We start from the raw sequence: 17,556 nt of genomic DNA on the forward strand, positions 1-17,556 counted from the left end.
GACCGGCGGTCAGCGCTGGTTCCGGATCCGCCCCTGCCAGGGATTTCAAGGGGAAGGTACCCCGCGCGCGAAAACGGCTCCCGGCCGAGGCCGGGAGCCGTTTCTTCACGGAATGCGCAGCTCAGCCGTTGGCCAGTGCCTGCAGACGGTCGTAGGCGCCGTTGAAGGTGTTCTGGTCGAGCGGGCTGGAGGTGTACTGCCACACGGTGTAGTAGCCCCAGCCGTAAGGCAGCGCGCCGACGGTGGAGGCGTATCGCGCGATCCACAGCGGGACCGTGCCACCGAAGTTCTGCGACGTGCCGACACAGGTGCTCCACCAGCTCGTCGAGGTGTAGATGACGGGCCAGCGGCCGGTGCGCGCCTTGTAGCGGTCGTGGAACGCCCGGATCCACGACCCCATCGCGGATTGGCTCAGGCCGTAGCAGGTGGCGCCGTACGGGTTGTATTCCATGTCCAGCGCACCCGGCAGCGTCTTGCCGTCCTTCGACCAGCCGCCGCCGTTGTTGACGAAGAAGTCGGCCTGCGCCGCGCCGCTCGAAACGTTCGGCAGGGCGAAGTGGTACGCGCCGCGGATGAAGCCCTTGTTGTAGGAACCGTTGTACTGCTGGGCGAAGTACGGGTTCTTGTAGCTGGTGCCTTCGGTGGCCTTGGTCCACACGAAGCGCTTGCCCTGGTTCCACCAGTAGTTCCAGTCGACGTTGCCCTGGTAACTGGCCACGTCCATGCCCGCGACCGTCGCGAGCACGCCGACCTCGGGCTGCGGCTGGGCGGCCTTGGCTTTGGACTCGGGGGTGGAGGTGTCGCCTTCCACGCGCCGGATCTGCGATCCGAGCGTGTGGTCGTTCTGCTGGAGATCCTGTTCGATCGACATGATCTCGGGGGACGGGGCGGCCGACGCCTGGACCGTGCTGCTGAGCAGGAGCAGCGCGGAGCCGACGGCGATGGCGATTCTTCGGGAAGTGCGCATCACGACAATCCCTTCACGGATAACCCTCGCTGAGGACGGCGACCTTGCAGGTGGTAGCCGTCCGGGCACGATTGTTGACGACGAGTGCCGGGTTTGTCACTAACTTCCGTGAAATTGGTACTACGCGTGGGTGATTTTCATTTCCAAGTAGGACTGGTTATGTGATCTTGTAACACCCACTCGGGTGAGTGTTCAGCCGAGCGACAGCGCACGCACCCGGTCGATCGTGCCGTTGAACCAGTTCTGGTCGCCGGGAAGACTGCCCTTGTTCGAGAACTGCCAGATGGTGTGGGTCTTCCAGCTCGCGGGCAGCTCGCCGATCTCCGTGTTGTAGCGCGCGATCCACAGCGGGTTCTGCCAGAACACGTTGCTGTTGCCGGTGCAGCGCTTCCACCAGCTCGTCGACGTGTAGATCGCCGGATGCCGTCCGGTGCGGTGCAGATAGGTCGTCGCGAACGACGCCATCCACGCGACCATCTGCGCCGGCGTCTTGCCGTAACAGGTTTCGCCGTACGGGTTGTACTCGACGTCGAGCGCGCCCGGCAGGGTCTTGCCGTCGCCGGACCAGCCGCCGCCGTGGTCGACGAAGTAGTGCGCCTGCGCCGCGCCGTCCGAGATGTCGGGACGCGCGAAGTGGTAGGCGCCGCGGATCAGGCCGACGCCGTAGGAACCGTTGTACTGCTGGGGAAACCGGGGATTGACGAAGCCGGTGCCCTCGGTGGCCTTGACGTAGACGAACTTCGCGCCGGTCCTGGCTGCGCCAGGCCAGTCGACGTCGCCTTGATGACCGCTGACGTCGTGGCCGAGCGTCTGCGCCTCACCGCCGTACAGTGGCCCCACCGACACGTTGACGCCCTCGTGCAGCGCGATCTGTGAACCGGCGTAGTGCTCCTCGGCCCCGTCGTACCTGGGCCCGCTTTCTCGTGCGACGGCGGGGGTCTGCGCGAGCAGCAAAACCCCCGCCGCGAGGACGGCCCCCCAGCCTTTCGAACACACTCTGCGACTCATCACGTCGCCACGATCCCCCGGGAAAAGGGAATCAGCGACTCGAACATCACCCGAAAGAGTTGCTTTCGGGCCGAAAAAATTGGGCCGAGTGGGTTAATCGGGCCCTAACGGCGCTCGTCTGAAAGGGCTTTGTCGAGGTGCTCCGACGGGACGATCGCGGTGAGCCGGTCGTGCGGGTTGATCGTCACGGGGTGTCCGGCGAGCAGCGGGACCATGTCCCGGCCCAGCACCGCGCGGGCGTGCGGCCATTCGCGCGGGACCAGCGATTTGGCCGTGTACGCGGGCACGAGCACTTTGCCGTCGGTGTTGTGGAAGCCGATCACCGTGCGCTGCACCGGCGAAAGGGCGTAGACGAACAGCGTCGAGTCGAGGATGACGCGAGGCAGGTCGGCGGCCGGGCGGTGGTTCGTGCGCACCAGCTGGAGCAGCTGTTCGAGCTCGTTGCGCGGCTCCGGGAAACCGAGCGCCTTGGGCGAGGGACGGTAGCGATCGTTGGGGTGGAAGTCCTCGACGATCTCGCCGCCGCCGTTCACCGGGTACGCGCCGACGACCGCCCAGGAGGGCACCGGGCCGTCGGGGTCGAAGGCCTCGTCGATGACATAAAGCCAGCTGTTCGGGTTGGCCTTGGCGTTGGCGCGCATCTCCTCGGTGATCTTCGGCTTCTTCTTGCCCGCCGGGCTCGACGCCAACCGATCCGCCTCGTCCCGCTGCGCCATCGCCATCCCCACGTTCCGGGTGCCTGAAGGTTTGTTCGCGCTCACTCTACTGTTCTCCCATGGCCTCTTCGCGTACGGTCGACCCCGCTGAGTTACGAGCCGCGATCGCGGCGATTTCCCCCTGGTTGAGCGGATCCGGTCCGGATCCGGCCCGTCCCGAGCTGGCCGCGGCGGTGCGGCTGAGCCTGCGGACGCTGGCCGGGGACGCCCCGGGGAAGAGTGTCGAAGTGCGGGTGCCGCCGTTCGCGGCTGTGCAGTGTGTCGAAGGATTGCGCCATACCCGCGGGACCCCGCCGAACGTCGTCGAAACGGATCCGCGCACGTGGCTGGAACTGGCGACCGGGCTGCTCGGCTGGGCCGAGGCCGTCGAATCGGGGCGGGTCACCGCCTCCGGGAGCAGGGCCGATCTGGCCCGCTGGCTGCCGCAAGTCAAGCTGAGGTGACTACTTCACCGTCGCGCGCCTCTTTTGGCCGGAGGCCACGAAAGTTCGATGAAGGGGCGCCTTGCCTGGCAGGTGACAGGCTTGCGGAACGGCGCCCCTTCGGCGAGCTTTCGTCAGCGCGCGACAGATGTCACGGCTTACGGCCGATGCCACCCGAGATCGTCCGCTGTGCCGCGTTCAGCTCCTTGATCCGCGGGCCGTCCGGCCACCAGTCGACGCACAGCTTGACGCCGGGCTCCACCATTTCGAGGTCGTGGAACAGCTCCTCGATCTCGGCCTTGGTGCGGAAGGTGCCCGAGCCCATCGGGCTGTGGATGAAGAAGTCCTCCATCTTGCGGGCGGTCTCGGACAGCTCGTCCTCCGGGTCGGAGAAATGCGAGATCGCCACGTAGGAGCCCGACGGCAGCGCGTCGATGTACTTCTTCATGATCTTGGCGGGCTCGTCGTGCGGCCCGTTGTAGTGGTGCAGCGTGCCGAGCTGCAGCAACGCGATCGGCTGCGAGAAGTCGATGTGCCGCCGGATGTCCGGGTTCTCCATGATCCGCTCCGGCTCGAAGATGTCGTCCGAGACGAAGTGCGTGTTCTCGTTCTCCTCGAGCAGTGCGCGCCCGTGGGCGAGCACGACCGGGTCGTTGTCGACGTAGACGACCTTGATCTCGGGGTTGATCCGCTGCACCACCTGGTGCGTGTTCTCGGCCGTCGGCAAGCCGGATCCGAGGTCCAGGAACTGCGTGATGCCCGTCTGGCTGGCGAGGAACCGGCAGGCGCGGATCAGGAAGCCGCGGTTCTCGGTCGCCAGGTCCTGCGCTTCGGGGGCCGCCTGCTGGACCTTGCGCAGGACCTCCCGGTCGATCTCGTAGTTGTCCTTGCCGAGCAGGAAGGCGTCGTACACCCGGGCGATGCTGGCCCGGGTCGGGTCGACACCCACAGGCACTCGTTCCGTCCGGGTCGGGGCGTCGGGCATCTTGAACCTCACAAAACTGTGTCGGAAGTCTCGGGCTCTACGTAGAGTAGAACCACGTACGCGACCGGTAAACCGAGCCATCCCTGTCGTGTCGAGGCCCAAACGTGTACTTTCAGTAATCGGCTTGTTCTCCTGTGAGTGTCGTCGTGCGAAAGGTCCCCGGTCGATGAACGCGGTCACCCCGCCTGGCGGTGAGCAGTCCCTGGGTCCCACCGCGCGGCGGATGATCCTCGGCTCTCAGCTCCGCCGGATGCGCGAGGACGCGGGCATCACGCGCCAGGAGGCCGGCTACAGCATCCGCGGCTCGGAGTCGAAGATCAGCCGCCTCGAGCTCGGCCGCGTCGGCTTCAAGGAACGCGACGTCGCCGACCTGCTGACCATGTACGGGATGACCGATCCCGGTGAGCGGCAGCAGTTCCTCGACATGGTCAAGGAGTCGAACGAGCCGGGTTGGTGGCGCCGCTACGGCGACCTGATGCCGAGCTGGTTCAACGACCTCGTCGGGCTCGAAGAGGCCGCGGCCCGGATCCAGGTGTGGGAGCCGCTGTACGTCACGGGTCTGCTGCAGACCGAGGACTACGCGCGGGCGATCATGAGCCACGGCCGCAAGGACATGGTCAACGAGCAGGTCGACCGCCGGGTCGCGCTGCGGATGCGGCGGCAGAAGATGCTGTCGCGGCCGGACGCGCCGCGGTTGTGGCTGGTGCTCGACGAGTCGGTGCTCTACCGGCCGATCGGCGACCGCGAGGTGCTGAAGGGCCAGATCGACCATTTGCTGGAGATGATCCAGCAGCCGAACATCTCGGTACAGGTGCTCCCGTTCGACCGGAGCGGCTACTCCGCGGACAGCGCGTTCTCGCTGCTCAGGTTCGCGGAAGAGGAATTGCCGAACATCGCGTACACCGAGTATCTGACCGGCGCGCACTACATCGACAAGCGCGACGAGATCGAGCGGTACAGCCGGGCGCTGGACATGCTCGCGGTCGACGCGGAGACGCCGGACCGCAGCCGCCAGATGCTGATGAAGCGCCGCGCCGAGATCTGAGTCGATCACCGTTGTGGGGCTGGCCGCCGTTCGCGGGCCGGCCCGGGGTTTTCTTGCCAGTGCCCGAAAATCCGGCAACCAGTCGTAGTTGTTCACCCGTTGGAGACAGCGCGCGTCACCCTTTGGTGGGACGGCTGAGGACTTAAGTCATCACTGCACGCGAATTCTGCAAAAACTTCTGCACGTGCATTTACCGCTGCAGTCACACGTGCTAACTTTGGGATCACAGGCAAATGCACATGCAGATGCATCGCCCGAAGTCTTCTGTCGGGAAGGTGGGGACCATGGCTGAACAGTTCGACAACGGCATCCCGGCCGATCGTCTTACCGGCGCCCAATGGCGCAAAGCCAGCTACAGCAACGCGATCGGCAACTGCGTCGAGGTGGCGCCGCTCGCTTCCGGAGAGATCGCGATGCGCAACTCGCGCTTCCCGACCGGTCCGGCGCTGATCTACACCCAGGCCGAGATGGCCGCGTTCCTCGCGGGTGCCAAGGACGGCGAATTCGATGACGTTCTCGGGTGACACCATCACCGCGGAAATCACCGACATCGAAAGCGGCCTGCAGGAACTGATCCACCGCGGGTACCAGTTCGTGCACCCGTGCGACGCGAACGGCGAGGTCATGGCCGTGGTCGGCGTGCGAGTCCACGACAACGTGGTCGACGTGGTCCGGCTCAACGCCGAGGACGACGTCGTCGCGACCCGTATGCCCGGCACCGAGGAGGACATCCTCGAGCCCGAGGTCTGGCTGTGGCGTTCCGCCGGCGACGCGGCGACGGTGCTGACGGCACTGCTCGCGCTCCCGGACGAGCGGACACCCGGCTCGCTTCACCTCCCGGAGACCGCGGCCAAGGGCTGCTGGGTCCCGGGCCGCGGTGGCACGTCCAAATGGCTCGCTGCCGGCTGACCGGTTCCCAAGCACAGTCGACCGCCTCTGTCGAGGGGGAGCGGTCGGCTGGTCGGGGGTCGTGAGTGACGGGTCTTGACACCCGCTCGTCACTCACGGTCACAGTGGAACCCGCCCCGGCCGAAGGCCCCGCTATCGCGGTGGCAGGGTGCCCTTGTCGGCCACGCGACTGAAATGGCCGATCGCACCCTGCCGACGTCGATCGCGGACGCGGGTTCACTCAGTGTTACAGCTCGAAGCGTGTCCAGTGCCACTTCGCGCGGCGCGTTGATCTCCTGCTCACCGTTTACACTGGTGGCGGCCTGCCCTCTTTCTCCCTGGGAGCACCTCGGTGGTTTCCGACCCGTCCCTCGCCGGACAGCCCGTGACCGACCAGCCCGATCCGGAACCCCGCGAGGAATGCGGTGTCTTCGGCGTCTGGGCGCCCGGAGAAGAGGTCGCGAAGCTGACCTACTACGGGCTCTACGCACTTCAGCACCGCGGCCAGGAAGCGGCCGGCATCTCGGTCTCCGACGGTTCGCAGATCGTCGTCTTCAAGGATCTCGGCCTGGTCAGCCAGGTGTTCGACGAGCAGGTCCTGCAGTCGCTGCAGGGACATATCGCCGTCGGGCACTGCCGCTACTCGACCACCGGCGCCACCATCTGGGAGAACGCGCAGCCGATCTTCCGCACCACCGCGACCGGTAGCGGATTGTCCTTCGCGCACAACGGGAACCTCGTCAACACCGCCGAGCTGCGGGATCGCACGGTCGAGGCCGGGCTCAAACCGCACGCGGGGCTGACCGGTTCGTCCAGCGACTCCGACCTGGTGTGCGGGCTGCTCGCGGCCAACGCCGCCGACAAGGGCATCGAAGCCGCCGCGCTGGAACTGCTGCCCACCCTCAAGGGCGCGTTCTGCCTGGTCTTCGCCGACGAGTCCACCCTCTACGCCGCGCGCGACCCGCACGGCGTGCACCCGCTGGTGCTCGGCAGGCTCGAACGCGGCTGGGTGGTCGCGAGCGAGACGGCCGCGCTGGACATCTGCGGCGCGTCGTTCGTCCGCGAGGTCGAGCCCGGTGAGCTCATCGCGATCGACGCCGAGGGCCTGCGCTCCTCGCGGTTCGCGAACCCCGAGCCCAAGGGCTGTGTCTTCGAGTACGTGTACCTCGCGCGCCCCGACACCTCGATCGCCGGCCGCAGCGTGCACGCGACCCGCGTCGAGATCGGCCGCAAACTCGCCGCCGAGCACCCGGCCGACGCCGACCTGGTCATGCCGGTGCCCGAATCCGGCACCCCGGCAGCCATCGGCTACGCGCAGGGCTCCGGCATCCCGTACGGCACCGGCCTGGTGAAGAACGCCTACGTCGGCCGCACCTTCATCCAGCCGTCGCAGACCATCCGGCAGCTGGGCATCCGGCTGAAGCTGAACCCGCTGCGCGACGTCATCCGCGGCAAACGGCTCGTGGTGGTCGACGACTCCATCGTCCGCGGCAACACCCAGCGCGCGCTGGTCCGCATGCTGCGGGAGGCGGGCGCGCTGGAGGTGCACGTCCGGATCGCTTCGCCGCCGGTGCGCTGGCCGTGTTTCTACGGCATCGACTTCGCTTCGAGGGCAGAACTGGTGGCCAACGGCGTCGACCTCGACGGCATCCGCCGCTCCATCGGCGCGGACACTTTGGGCTACATCTCCCTGGACGGGCTGGTCGCGGCGTCGGAGCAGCCGAAGTCGCGGCTGTGCACCGCGTGCTTCTCCGGCGAGTACCCGATCGCGCTGCCCGAAGACGCGCTGATCGGGAAGCACCTGCTGGAGAGCCTGGACTCGGTGAATGGCGCGGCGAAGCCCGTCAGCCCTGCCGGGTACGGTGCTGAGGACGCCATCCGGCGTCCCTAGACCTCTCTTCCAGAGTTGGAGTCCGCTTCCGTGAGCGAGTCCACGAGCGCCACGTACGCCGCCGCCGGCGTCAGCATCGACGCCGGCGACAAAGCCGTCGAGCTGCTCAAACCGCACGCCGAGAGGGCCACGAGGCCCGAGGTGATGGGCGGCGTCGGCGGTTTCGCCGGGCTGTTCTCCCTGAAGCTGGACAAGTGGAAAGAGCCGGTGCTGGCCTCGTCGACCGACGGGGTCGGCACCAAGATCGCCGTCGCGCAGGCGCTCGACAAGCACGACACGGTCGGCATCGACCTGGTCGCGATGGTCGTCGACGACCTGGTCGTCACCGGCGCCGAGCCACTGTTCATGCAGGACTACATCGCCGTCGGCAAGGTCGTGCCGGAGAAGATCGCGGCGCTGGTCGGCGGGATCGCCGAGGGCTGTGTCCAGGCGGGCTGCGCGCTGCTCGGCGGCGAGACCGCGGAGCACCCCGGCCTGATGGGCGAGCACGACTACGACCTTTCGGGCACCGGCATCGGTGTCGTCGAAGCGTCGAACGTGCTCGGCCCGGAGCGGGTCCGCCCCGGTGACGTCGTCCTCGCGCTCGGTTCGTCCGGCCTGCACTCCAACGGCTACTCGCTCGCCCGGCACGTGCTGCTGGACATCGCGCGCATGCCGCTCGACGGGCACGTCGAGGAGTTCGGCCGCTCGCTGGGCGAGGAGATGCTGGAGCCCACCCGGATCTACGCGAAGGACTGCCTCGCGCTGGCCGCCGAGGCCGAGGTCCGCACGTTCGCGCACGTCACCGGCGGCGGCCTGGAGCAGAACCTCGCCCGCGTCATGCCGCGCGGCCTGGTCGCCCGGCTCGAACGCGGCACCTGGACCCCGGCGCCGGTGTTCGCGCTGATCGGTCACCGCGGCAAGGTCGAACGCGCCGAACTGGAGAAGACGTTCAACATGGGCGTCGGCATGGTCGCGATCGTCGGCCCCGACGACGTCGACCGCGCGCTCGCGATGCTGACCGCGCGGCACGTGCCGGCGTGGATCCTCGGCGACGTGCAGCCCGCCGAAGACCCGGACGGCCCGCGCGCCGTGCTGTCGGGCGATCACCCCCGCTTCTGATTTAACGATTTGGGCCCGGGTGACACACTGGGTCCGTGGCTGATGACGTGGTGATCGGCACCCGGTTCGTGATCCCGGGCGCCGAATTGAGCGAACGGTTCTCCCGGTCTTCGGGCCCGGGTGGGCAGGGCGTGAACACCACGGACTCGCGGGTCGAACTGTCCTTCGACGTGGCCGGTTCGGCGTCCGTCCCGGAGCATCTCCGGGCCCGGATGCTGGACCGGCTTTCGTCGCGCCTCGTCGACGGGGTCGTCACGATCGCCGCGTCCGAACACCGCTCCCAGCTGATGAACCGGGAAGCCGCGCGGGCGCGGCTGGTGATGCTCCTGACGGACGCGTCGGCGCCCCCGGCCGCCAAGCGGCGTCCCACCAAACCCTCACGAGGTTCGAAGGAACGCCGCCTGGCGTCGAAGAAACGCCGCGGCGAGGTCAAGAAGTCACGCCGCGGCGGCTACTCAGACGACTGACAGGTGCACGCATTCGGCCGCGGTCTCGAAGCCGACCCGGCCGTAGACGCGTTCCGCCTGCCCGGCTCCCGGCGTCAGGAACACCGACCGGCCGCCGCGCGCGTGTGCCTCACGCGTCAGGTACTCCGTCATCGCCGCGGCGATCCCGCGGCTCCGGTACTCCTCGAGCACTCCGATCCCGGCGATCTCCGTCGCGCCGTCGAGGATCGCGGTCGCGACCCCGCCGCCGACGACCTCGCCGTTCTCGTCGACCGCCATCACCGAGATGGTCTCGCCGCTCAGCTGATCCGGCGACGGATCGAGGTGCTCGTCGGGATCGGTCTCCCCGAACGCCAGGTTCTGCGCCCGGATCATCTGCCGGAGTTCGCCCTCGGTCTTCGGGGTGACCAGGCTGATCCCGGCCGGTTTCGGCTGTTCGACGACCTGCCCCGGAGCGCAGATCATCAGCGGAACCCGCCGCTCCAGCGTGTAACCGCACCGGACGAGCACGGCTTCGGCGGCCGGAACGGCCTCGGTGAGGAACTCCAGGCGCGGCGTGAGCCCGCGCTCGCGGAACGCCTCGCTGAGCGCGGCGACGTCGTCCTCGGTGGGGAGGGCGCCGTCGTCGGGGATCGCGTAGTTGAGGAAAGGGCTGCTGGATTCGAGGTAGTACGTGGCCAGGAACGGCCCGATCCGCTCGGTTTCGCGGAACTTCGCCGCGGTGAGGCGGATGTAGGACTGCAGAGCACGAATCGTCTCGGAAAGCACTGGTGGAAAGCCTTTCGGGCAGAAGAAAGAGACGCACGGGAGGATCCGCGTGCGTGGTGGAGCTGGCGTGTGCGCCGGCTAGCTCGTGCCGACGCCACCGAAGGCGTCAGGCATGAGGCATCCCTCTTTCTTGCTGCGTGGGGCTTTCGCGATCACTTTCGCACGACGGTCAACCCATTTACCTCCGCTGCGGATGCGCGATGCCCGAATACCGCTCGTCCCAGACCGACCTCGGGACCCGGAGCCGGACCGGGGCCTCGCACACCCGCCGGACCTGAGCCGGGATCGCCGCCGGCGGCCGGACGTCCAGGCGGTGCCACAGCCGTTTGCTCACCGCGGCGCCCGCCACGGCGCCCAGGGTGTTCAGCAGGATGTCGTCGGCCGAGGTCACCCGGCCCGCCTGGATCAGATATTGCGTCCCCTCCACCAGCACCGAGACGGCCAGCGCGCCCAGCGCGATCCGGCCGAGAGACCGCAGGCGGCGGAACCGCATCGGGAGCAGGGCGCCGAGCGGGCTCAGCATGAGGACGTTGCCCAGCGCCTGCCACAGATTGGCGCTGTCGTCGAGGGCGAGGCGCAGGTCGGTGCCGGGTTCGAGGTTCAGCCTGCTGCCCTGAGCGCCGGCCACCGGCATCGTGACCAGGCACAACACCAGGAAACAGGCCAGCACGAGCGTCATGTCGACAGCGGCCGTCGCCGACGCGGAGAAGAGGTCGGCTTGTCTTCGCCTCCGTCGATGCGCCGCGAGCAGCGGCCACCCGAGCAGTGCGTACGGAACCGCGGTGATCGTCAACGGGATCATCACACCGAAAGCGCGGAGCAGCTCACCCATGGCCTTCCTTTCCGGAGCGCCCAAGATCACCTTCGCATCACAAGATCGACTCGGCATGGCGGAGCGGCCGCACTAAGAGGTGATCTTTTCCGGTGGCGGAAAAGGTTTTCCCATGCTCGGAACCGTCCACAAAGGAGCCTGTGGACAAACCTGTGGACGGCCGCGAAGTAACCGGAAGAAGGTGTTACCGCACAAGGAAAAGCCTTGTGGGTGACCTGTGTACTACTTGCCGTGTCCGGCGAGTTCCCGCGCGTGTTCGAGCAGCTTCTGGAGGTGCAGCCCGCGACGTACGTCACAGGGGTGCGAGGTCGTCCCGCTGGCCGCCATCGCGGCGAAATCGTCCAGGAGCGCGGTGTACGACTCGCCCGCCGAGCCCGGCTTCCGGCCGAGGGTGCGGTAGCCGTGCTCGCCGTAGACGGCGACCTCGACGACCGTCGGCTGGATCGGCAGCCGCAGCGACAGGGTCGCCGTACTGGTCGCGCCACCCTCGTGGGCTAACAGCAGTTGCCACAGATCGTCATCGGTCCGGTTCGCCGCGAGCACGTCGGTGATCTCGCCGAGCGCCGCGTCCAGCAGATCGAGGGCATGCGGGCCGATGTCGGCGAGCGCGCCGGAATCGTGCCGCCATGCCGAGGACTGGTACTGGCCGCCGAGCAACGCACCCGAGAGCCATCGAGCCCCGCCGCCCCGCCAGCCGCCCGCTTCCTTGATGCCGTCGAGCCATTCGCGGGTCATCGGTGAGAAACGCAGGATCAGGACCACGAGCGCGGCCACGCCCGCGGCCTCCACCGCGTCCGCGAGCCTCCGCGCGCCGTCGAGATCCGCGGCGATCGGCTTCTCCAGGATCAGATGCTTGCCCGCTTCGGCCGCGCGGACCGCCAGCTCCGCCTGAACGGCGGGCGGCACGGCGAACGCGACCGCGTCCACCTGGTCGAGCAGCTCGTCGAAGCTGTCGACGGCCTGGGCGCCGTGCGTCTCGGCCAGCTCCTTCGCGGCCTCGGGACGCCTGGCCCAGACCGCGCGCAACGTCATGCCCGGGTGATCGGCGAGACCTGGCGCGTGCACCGTCTTCGCCCACGGACCGGCACCGACCAGACCCACGCGCAGCTGTCCCTGTCCCACGCTCCCGAGTCTAGGGCCCGGCGTTTAGTCCTCTGGATGCGGTCGTTGCGCGTGCAAGAACCGCATCCAGAGGACTAAACGCGAGGGAAGGTCAGGAGTAGCTGTAGAAGCCGCGGCCGGTCTTCTTGCCGAGCAGGCCGGCGTCGACCATGCGCAGCAGCAGCGGCGGCGAGGAGTACAGCGGCTCCTTGAACTCGGCGTACATCGAATCCGCGATCGCCTTGATGGTGTCCAGGCCGATCAGGTCCGACAGCCGCAGCGGGCCCATCGGGTGCGCGGTGCCGAGCTCCATGCCGCGGTCGATGTCCTCCGCGGACGCGAAACCCGACTCGATCATCCGGATCGCGGAAAGCAGGTACGGCACGAGCAGCGAGTTCACGATGAACCCGGCACGGTCCTGCGACCGGATCACCGTCTTGCTCAACGCCGTCGTCGCGTGCTCCTCGGCACGGCGGGCGGTGTCGTCGCTGGTCAGCAGCGAGGGCACCAGCTCGACGAGCGGCAGCACCGGGACCGGGTTGAAGAAGTGGATGCCGACCACCTGCTGCGGGCGGCCGGTGGCCATCCCGAGCTTCATGATCGGGATCGAGGAGGTGTTGGACGCGAACACGGCGTCCTCACGCTCGACGATCTTGTCCAGCGACCGGAACACCTCGACCTTGGCCTGCTCCTGCTCCAGGATGGCCTCGATGACGAGGTCGCGGTCGGCGAACTCGCCGATCTCGGTGGTGAAGCGGAGCCGTCCGAGCGCGGCGTCGGCGTCTTCCTGCGAGAGCTTCCCGTTCTTGACGCCGCGTTGCAGCGACTTCTCGATCCGCGCCCGCCCGGAGTCCAGCGCCGGCTGGTTCACCTCGGTGACGATCACGTCCAGCCCGGCCCGTGCGTGCACCTCGGCGATGCCCGAGCCCATGAGCCCGGCCCCGACGACACCTACTCGCGCTACGTCAGACATGGCACCTCCTCATATTTTGGGCAGCACGCGACACGCGAGGGTGGTCACCGGGGCAAGCCCGGATCCACCCTCGCGTGTCACGCGTTGCTCAGCGGCGGTATTCGTCGTACCCGTCGTACGGGTCTTCGTCGTACCGCTTGTCGTCCTCGTGCCTGTCTTCCGAGGAACTACTGGACAGCTCGCGCTGCAAAGCATCGAAGTCGGTTTCGTGCGAGCTGTACTTGAGCTCGCGCGCCACCTTCGTCTGCTTGGCCTTAGCCCGGCCGCGCCCCATGGCTCGACCCCCTCGCACAGGGGCGGGGCGGCCGGGGGAATCGGCGGCCCCGCATCGTCTCGACAATTCTTTCCTGCTGACACCGTACCGTGTCCGGGGGTTGGATGCGACGTGGCACGGTGTGCCGGTGGCGACAGTGTTCTCCGAACGCCGGTTACCGGCCGGTCGGTGGCGATAGTCGCAGGTCGGCGTGCCACGATGCTCGTGTGCCCCGTCCGTTCGCGGCTTATCTCCGCGTCTATGAGCCCCTGCTGGCGCTGGGGGATCCACCGGACGAACGCCTGCTCGAGGCCGTCGAAGCGGCCCGGCTCGATCGTTCGGCCGCGGGCGAGCGCGAGCAGGCATTGTGGCTCAAGTCACAGCATGTCGGGCGGTTGCTGCCCGCCGAACTCGCGGACGGCCGGGCCGCCCCCAGTCTCGTCACCGACGTCCTCGTCCTGGACCCCGAAGACGTACCGGAGGGTGAGCACGGCGACGCCGGTCCGGGGCCGCTGATCTGCCCGATGGAGATCCGCGCACGTTCGGCCGCGGCGTTGGTGACCTTCCTCGGCGACGCGCATCCCGCGTTGAAGAACGCGGTGCTCGACGCGGGCGGCGCCACCCTGGACACGATCCGCTCGCGGGCGAAGTCCGCTATCGGCGACTTGTCCGCCTCGGCCTCGCACACGCTCTCGACGACGTGGACCGTCCCGCTCCCGTGGTTCGTCCTGTTCGACCCCGGGATGCGCCGGGTCAAACTCGGCAAGGGGCGCGACGACCCGGAGCGCGAGGTCTCGTGGCGGGTCTCCATCGCCGACGCGCGGCATCGCGCCCGCGAGGTCGGAGACCTGCTCGAAGCGACCTTCGGTGACTCAGGGCCCGGCCGGGTGCTGCTCGAGACGCGACGCTGGCTCGACAGCTTCCATCCCGGCTCCGCGGTCGAACTCGACTACGGCGGTCTCGTGCAGCTCTTCGCCGACTCGATCCTGCAGGCCGACACGACCGCCGAAGAGGTGCACGACATCCTCGACGCGCTCCGCACCGGCAATGTCGACGAGCTGGCGGAACTGTTCGCCGACCTGCGGGACTTCTGGGGCGACCTGGCCGCGCGGGAACGCGCGAATTAACCGAAGAGGCCAGCGGTGACCCTCAGCTCGCCGACCGGTTTCCCGCCGCCGAGGACCGCGTCGCGCGCGAGGCCGACGGCTTCGTCACCCGGGTCCATGCCGAGGTGACGCAGGGTGGCGAGCAGTAGCGGCAGCCGGGCGCGGGCCGCGCCGTCGTCGATCTTCAGCGCCAGCGCCGTGCCATCCGGGAGCGCGAACGCGTGCACCCCCTCGGCGCCGCCCTTCGAGAGCAGGCCGTCGATGGTCCGCATCAGCACGGTGTCTTCGCGGCCGGTGCCCGCGACCTGCCACGGATGCGCGCGGACGGCGTCCGCGACCCGGCGTTCCGGCCCGCCCATGGCGGTGACCAGCCTGCCGAAGGAGCGGGCGAGGCCGGTGAGGGAGAACGCGAACAGCGGGGCGCCGCAGCCGTCGACGCCGACCGTCTCGATCGTTTCGCTGGTGAGGTCGGCGACGGCGGCTTGGATGACCTTCTGCAGCGGGTGGATCTCGGCCGTGTAGTCGCCGGTCGGCCAGCCGAGCTGGGCGCAGGTCGTGAGCATCGCGGCGTGTTTGCCGGAGCAGTTCATCGCGGCTCGGCGTTTCCCGGCCGACGCCACGGCCAGCATGCTCGGCTCGTGCAGCGGGAAGGCGGGCGGGCAGACCAGCGCGTCCTCGGTGAGCCCCGCGCGGGAAAGCATCGCCAGGGCGCCCTCGACATGGCCGGCTTCGCCGTTGTGCGATCCGCAGCCCAGCGCCAGTTCCTCGTCGCCGATCGTGAGGCCGGCGCGGAGCATGCCGACGGCCTGCAGAGGTTTGTTGGACGAGCGCGGGTAGACCGGCCGCTCGACGTCGCCCGCGGAGAAGCGCACCGAGCCGTCCGGGGCGGTGATCACGAGCGCGCCGCGGTGCACGCTCTCCACGAAACCGGATCGGACGACCTCGACCAGGGCCGGATTCGTCACTCGGGCCCGCCGCGTTCGGTGTCGAGCAGGTCGTCGACCGACGCCGTGCCCTTGCGATAGCGGGTCGCGATCTCGGCGTTGATCGTGTCCATCACGCCCTGCACCTCGCGGCGGTACGAAGAGACGGAGACCTCTTCGTCGGCGTACCGGTTCAGGGCGTTGACCAGCTTCTCGTCCGAGAGCTTGCTGACGTCGGAAAGGTCCGTGTCGCCGATGAGGGCCTCGGCGAACCGCCGGTGCTCGCCCGCGCGAGACGGCTCCAGCCGTTGATGCCTGCCCGACCCCGTGGCCGGGCCGATGGCGTTGTCCGCCAGGATCGCGGCCAGCCGCTCGACGACGCTGCTCTCACCGCCGGAACTCCGGCGCTCCTGCTCGGCCCGCACGATGTCGATGCGCGCGTGGAGCAGGCGCCGCAGGTACGACAGGTCGGTCTCCTCCTGCGCGGCCTCGTCACGGCGCTCGCGCAGCACGGAAAGGGTCAGCTCGCCGAGGTCGCTGAGATACCCAGGGCCGAGCACGCGGTCGATACGACGGCGACCACCGGGCCGGACTTCGATCACGCGCGTAGCTTATCGCGCTCCAGCGGAAATGTTCCGCACAAGGATCTCCGCCCCTCGCGACATCCTCCGCCGGGCCGCTGCTCTTTCGGTCCCTTCCAGAGCCCGCCCCCACCCGTCCCGGGGCGGCCCCAGGTCCAGTCTACCGGGGTGGGCGGGAAAAGTGCTGGTAGGCGGAGTTGTCCACAGGTGGGCGGAGTTGTGGACAACTTGTGGATGAGCGCCGCGAAGTACATGAAGGGGGCCTTCATCGCATCTAGCGCGGTGAAGGGACCTTCATGTACTTCAGTCGTGAGCGAAGGCCGCGAAGCGCCGAGCCGACAAGTAGTGAAGGCCTCCTTCCCTACCCTCAAGGTAGGCAAGGAGGCCTTCACGGATAGCAGAGAAGAAGCCCGCTCAGCCCCGCAGCCGCTGAGCCGCTTCCCGTCCGGGAGCCGGGGCCTCACCCGGGACCGAGTCCGGGTCGATGGTCGCCTGGACGACCCGGTCCTCGGCGCCCACCAGCAGTTCCGCGCCGGGCTGGGTCGAGCGTTTGACCAGCGCCAGCGCGATCGGGCCCAGTTCGTGGTGCTGCACCACGCTGCCGACGCGTCCCACCGTCCGCTCGCCCAGCACCACCGGATCGCCGGTTTCCGGCGTGATCTCCGGCGAGCCGTCCAGGTGCAGCAGCGCCATGTACCGCGGCGGCCGTCCGACGTTGTGGACCTTCGCGACGGTCTCCTGCCCGCGGTAGCAGCCCTTCGCCACGTGCGCGGCGGAGTCGACCCAGTTCACTTCGTGCGGGATCGTGCGCTCGTCGGTGTCGACGCCCAGCCGCGGCCGCAGCGATTCCACCCGCAGCGCGTCGAAGGTCCAGCTGCCCGCCGGTCGCGCGCCGGCGTCGGTCAGGCGCCGCCACCAGGCGGCCAGGTCGGCGCGGGGCACGGCGAGGTCGACGCTGTGCCGTCCCGGCCACGGCATCCGCCGCGCGAAACCGCCGGGGATCGCCACGACCGAGTACGGGTCCGCGCCCACGGAGACGCCCACGGAGTCCAGCACGCGGTCCGCGTCGGGGCCGAGGACGGTCAGCAGCGCCAGCTCGTCCGAGACATCGCGGATGTCCACTTTGGACCAGAACTTCATCGCTTCGAGGTAGTCGCGCAGTGTCTGCTTGCCGCCGGACGGCAGCGCGCTGGTGGCCACCGCGCCCCGGTCGCTGTCCAGCCACACGGTGCCGTCCGCGTGCGCGACGACCATGTGCGTGTCGACGCGGCCTTGGCTGTCCAGCACGAGCGCCTCGGTGCCGGTGCCCTCGGCGAGCCCGGTGACGTGCTGCGAGATCACCAAATGCAGCCAGGACAACCGTTCTTCCCCGGTCACGGCCAGGATCTCGCGGTGCGACCGGTCGATCACGACCGCGCCGCGCGCCGCGGTCCGTTGCTCGGCGAAGGGGTCACCCCAGTGCCACGGGACACCTTCCTCCGGATGCCCGTCGGGTGCCGCGATCGGTCCGGGAAGCTCGAGCAAGGGGGAGCGGTAGGGCATGAAACCCA

20 protein-coding genes are annotated in these 17,556 nt (G+C 68.6%); 8 read left to right on the forward strand and 12 right to left on the reverse strand.

All coding sequences use genetic code 11. From position 1 onward, the window contains the following. Positions 1 to 121: 121 nt before the first annotated feature. The 3 genes from MJQ72_RS43560 to MJQ72_RS43570 form a co-directional block, all read right to left on the reverse strand. Complete coding sequence (locus tag MJQ72_RS43560; RefSeq protein ID WP_240596709.1) at positions 122 to 967, reverse strand: lysozyme; 846 nt, start codon at positions 965 to 967, stop codon at positions 122 to 124. 192 nt (positions 968 to 1,159) lie between these two features. Then, positions 1,160 to 1,975: a lysozyme gene (locus MJQ72_RS43565; RefSeq protein ID WP_240596711.1), complete on the reverse strand. Its 816-nt coding sequence runs from the start codon at positions 1,973 to 1,975 to the stop codon at positions 1,160 to 1,162. Positions 1,976 to 2,079: 104 nt separating this feature from the next. Then, positions 2,080 to 2,697, reverse strand: a complete 618-nt coding sequence (locus tag MJQ72_RS43570; protein ID WP_037334719.1) for a type VII secretion system-associated protein — start codon at positions 2,695 to 2,697, stop codon at positions 2,080 to 2,082. Between the two features lie 53 nt (positions 2,698 to 2,750). Here MJQ72_RS43570 and MJQ72_RS43575 point away from each other — a divergent pair, with 53 nt between their 5' ends. Continuing rightward, positions 2,751 to 3,134 carry a sterol carrier family protein gene (locus tag MJQ72_RS43575; protein ID WP_240596713.1) on the forward strand — a complete coding sequence of 128 codons (384 nt, stop codon included), beginning with the start codon at positions 2,751 to 2,753 and terminating at the stop codon, positions 3,132 to 3,134. Between the two features lie 130 nt (positions 3,135 to 3,264). Here the strand turns inward: MJQ72_RS43575 and MJQ72_RS43580 are convergent, their stop codons facing one another. Next, on the reverse strand, positions 3,265 to 4,062 hold the full coding sequence (locus tag MJQ72_RS43580) for an SAM-dependent methyltransferase (RefSeq protein ID WP_240596715.1): 798 nt from the start codon (positions 4,060 to 4,062) through the stop codon (positions 3,265 to 3,267). A 202-nt stretch (positions 4,063 to 4,264) separates the two neighbouring features. Between MJQ72_RS43580 and MJQ72_RS43585 the strand changes: the two genes are divergently transcribed. From MJQ72_RS43585 to arfB, 6 genes are all read left to right on the forward strand, one after another. Continuing rightward, complete coding sequence (locus MJQ72_RS43585) at positions 4,265 to 5,143, forward strand: helix-turn-helix transcriptional regulator (RefSeq protein WP_240596717.1); 879 nt, start codon at positions 4,265 to 4,267, stop codon at positions 5,141 to 5,143. Positions 5,144 to 5,427: 284 nt separating this feature from the next. Next, positions 5,428 to 5,667: a DUF397 domain-containing protein gene (locus MJQ72_RS43590; RefSeq protein WP_005152616.1), complete on the forward strand. Its 240-nt coding sequence runs from the start codon at positions 5,428 to 5,430 to the stop codon at positions 5,665 to 5,667. Continuing rightward, positions 5,651 to 6,052, forward strand: a complete 402-nt coding sequence (locus MJQ72_RS43595) for a hypothetical protein (RefSeq protein WP_240596718.1) — start codon at positions 5,651 to 5,653, stop codon at positions 6,050 to 6,052. Before MJQ72_RS43590 ends, MJQ72_RS43595 begins: the two co-directional genes overlap by 17 nt. 331 nt (positions 6,053 to 6,383) lie before the next feature. Continuing rightward, a complete protein-coding gene (gene purF, locus MJQ72_RS43600; protein ID WP_007032554.1) occupies positions 6,384 to 7,922 on the forward strand; it encodes an amidophosphoribosyltransferase in 1,539 nt (512 codons plus the stop codon). Between the two features lie 30 nt (positions 7,923 to 7,952). Next, a complete protein-coding gene (gene purM, locus MJQ72_RS43605; protein WP_240596719.1) occupies positions 7,953 to 9,023 on the forward strand; it encodes a phosphoribosylformylglycinamidine cyclo-ligase in 1,071 nt (356 codons plus the stop codon). Between the two features lie 35 nt (positions 9,024 to 9,058). Further along, positions 9,059 to 9,490, forward strand: coding sequence for an alternative ribosome rescue aminoacyl-tRNA hydrolase ArfB (gene arfB / locus MJQ72_RS43610; RefSeq protein ID WP_016338029.1), 432 nt, complete (start codon positions 9,059 to 9,061; stop codon positions 9,488 to 9,490). On the opposite strand, the gene MJQ72_RS43615 is transcribed toward arfB, so the two are convergent. From MJQ72_RS43615 to MJQ72_RS43635, 5 genes are all read right to left on the reverse strand, one after another. Continuing rightward, positions 9,479 to 10,237 carry a GNAT family N-acetyltransferase gene (locus tag MJQ72_RS43615; RefSeq protein WP_240596720.1) on the reverse strand — a complete coding sequence of 253 codons (759 nt, stop codon included), beginning with the start codon at positions 10,235 to 10,237 and terminating at the stop codon, positions 9,479 to 9,481. The genes arfB and MJQ72_RS43615 overlap by 12 nt on opposite strands. A 178-nt stretch (positions 10,238 to 10,415) precedes the next feature. Further along, a complete protein-coding gene (locus MJQ72_RS43620; RefSeq protein ID WP_240596721.1) occupies positions 10,416 to 11,069 on the reverse strand; it encodes a VanZ family protein in 654 nt (217 codons plus the stop codon). A 222-nt stretch (positions 11,070 to 11,291) separates the two neighbouring features. Then, positions 11,292 to 12,191, reverse strand: a complete 900-nt coding sequence (locus MJQ72_RS43625; RefSeq protein WP_240596722.1) for a Gfo/Idh/MocA family protein — start codon at positions 12,189 to 12,191, stop codon at positions 11,292 to 11,294. A 91-nt stretch (positions 12,192 to 12,282) separates the two neighbouring features. After that, positions 12,283 to 13,143 (reverse strand): 3-hydroxybutyryl-CoA dehydrogenase, encoded by an 861-nt coding sequence (locus tag MJQ72_RS43630; protein ID WP_091598365.1) that lies wholly within the window; start codon positions 13,141 to 13,143, stop codon positions 12,283 to 12,285. Positions 13,144 to 13,231: 88 nt separating this feature from the next. After that, complete coding sequence (locus MJQ72_RS43635) at positions 13,232 to 13,417, reverse strand: DUF3073 domain-containing protein (protein WP_016338022.1); 186 nt, start codon at positions 13,415 to 13,417, stop codon at positions 13,232 to 13,234. Positions 13,418 to 13,623: 206 nt separating this feature from the next. On the opposite strand from MJQ72_RS43635, the gene MJQ72_RS43640 reads away from it, so the two are divergent. After that, on the forward strand, positions 13,624 to 14,523 hold the full coding sequence (locus tag MJQ72_RS43640; protein ID WP_240596723.1) for a hypothetical protein: 900 nt from the start codon (positions 13,624 to 13,626) through the stop codon (positions 14,521 to 14,523). Here MJQ72_RS43640 and MJQ72_RS43645 read toward each other — a convergent pair. The 3 genes from MJQ72_RS43645 to MJQ72_RS43655 all read right to left on the reverse strand — a co-directional run bounded on the left by MJQ72_RS43645 (position 14,520) and on the right by MJQ72_RS43655 (position 17,548). Further along, positions 14,520 to 15,467 carry an asparaginase gene (locus tag MJQ72_RS43645; RefSeq protein WP_240596724.1) on the reverse strand — a complete coding sequence of 316 codons (948 nt, stop codon included), beginning with the start codon at positions 15,465 to 15,467 and terminating at the stop codon, positions 14,520 to 14,522. The two genes, MJQ72_RS43640 and MJQ72_RS43645, sit on opposite strands and share 4 nt — an antisense overlap. Continuing rightward, on the reverse strand, positions 15,464 to 16,027 hold the full coding sequence (locus tag MJQ72_RS43650) for an aerial mycelium formation protein (protein WP_240596725.1): 564 nt from the start codon (positions 16,025 to 16,027) through the stop codon (positions 15,464 to 15,466). The genes MJQ72_RS43645 and MJQ72_RS43650 overlap by 4 nt, the downstream gene beginning before the upstream one ends. 393 nt (positions 16,028 to 16,420) lie before the next feature. Continuing rightward, the gene (locus MJQ72_RS43655; protein ID WP_240596726.1) at positions 16,421 to 17,548 is read right to left on the reverse strand and encodes a folate-binding protein YgfZ; all 1,128 of its coding nucleotides are present in this window, start codon (positions 17,546 to 17,548) and stop codon (positions 16,421 to 16,423) included. Positions 17,549 to 17,556 lie beyond the last annotated feature (8 nt).

Source organism: Amycolatopsis sp. EV170708-02-1 (genome assembly GCF_022479115.1).
Taxonomy (GTDB): Bacteria; Actinomycetota; Actinomycetes; order Mycobacteriales; family Pseudonocardiaceae; genus Amycolatopsis.

Coding starts and splice junctions, on each gene's coding strand:
- MJQ72_RS43585 (WP_240596717.1), top strand. CDS start 4,265: ATGAACGCGGTCACCCCGCCTGGCGGTGAGCAGTCCCTGGGTCCCACC.
- MJQ72_RS43575 (WP_240596713.1), top strand. CDS start 2,751: ATGGCCTCTTCGCGTACGGTCGACCCCGCTGAGTTACGAGCCGCGATC.
- MJQ72_RS43655 (WP_240596726.1), bottom strand. CDS start 17,548: ATGCCCTACCGCTCCCCCTTGCTCGAGCTTCCCGGACCGATCGCGGCA.
- MJQ72_RS43620 (WP_240596721.1), bottom strand. CDS start 11,069: ATGGGTGAGCTGCTCCGCGCTTTCGGTGTGATGATCCCGTTGACGATC.
- MJQ72_RS43635 (WP_016338022.1), bottom strand. CDS start 13,417: ATGGGGCGCGGCCGGGCTAAGGCCAAGCAGACGAAGGTGGCGCGCGAG.
- MJQ72_RS43630 (WP_091598365.1), bottom strand. CDS start 13,143: ATGTCTGACGTAGCGCGAGTAGGTGTCGTCGGGGCCGGGCTCATGGGC.
- MJQ72_RS43595 (WP_240596718.1), top strand. CDS start 5,651: ATGACGTTCTCGGGTGACACCATCACCGCGGAAATCACCGACATCGAA.
- MJQ72_RS43560 (WP_240596709.1), bottom strand. CDS start 967: ATGCGCACTTCCCGAAGAATCGCCATCGCCGTCGGCTCCGCGCTGCTC.
- MJQ72_RS43565 (WP_240596711.1), bottom strand. CDS start 1,975: ATGAGTCGCAGAGTGTGTTCGAAAGGCTGGGGGGCCGTCCTCGCGGCG.
- MJQ72_RS43590 (WP_005152616.1), top strand. CDS start 5,428: ATGGCTGAACAGTTCGACAACGGCATCCCGGCCGATCGTCTTACCGGC.
- MJQ72_RS43570 (WP_037334719.1), bottom strand. CDS start 2,697: ATGGCGATGGCGCAGCGGGACGAGGCGGATCGGTTGGCGTCGAGCCCG.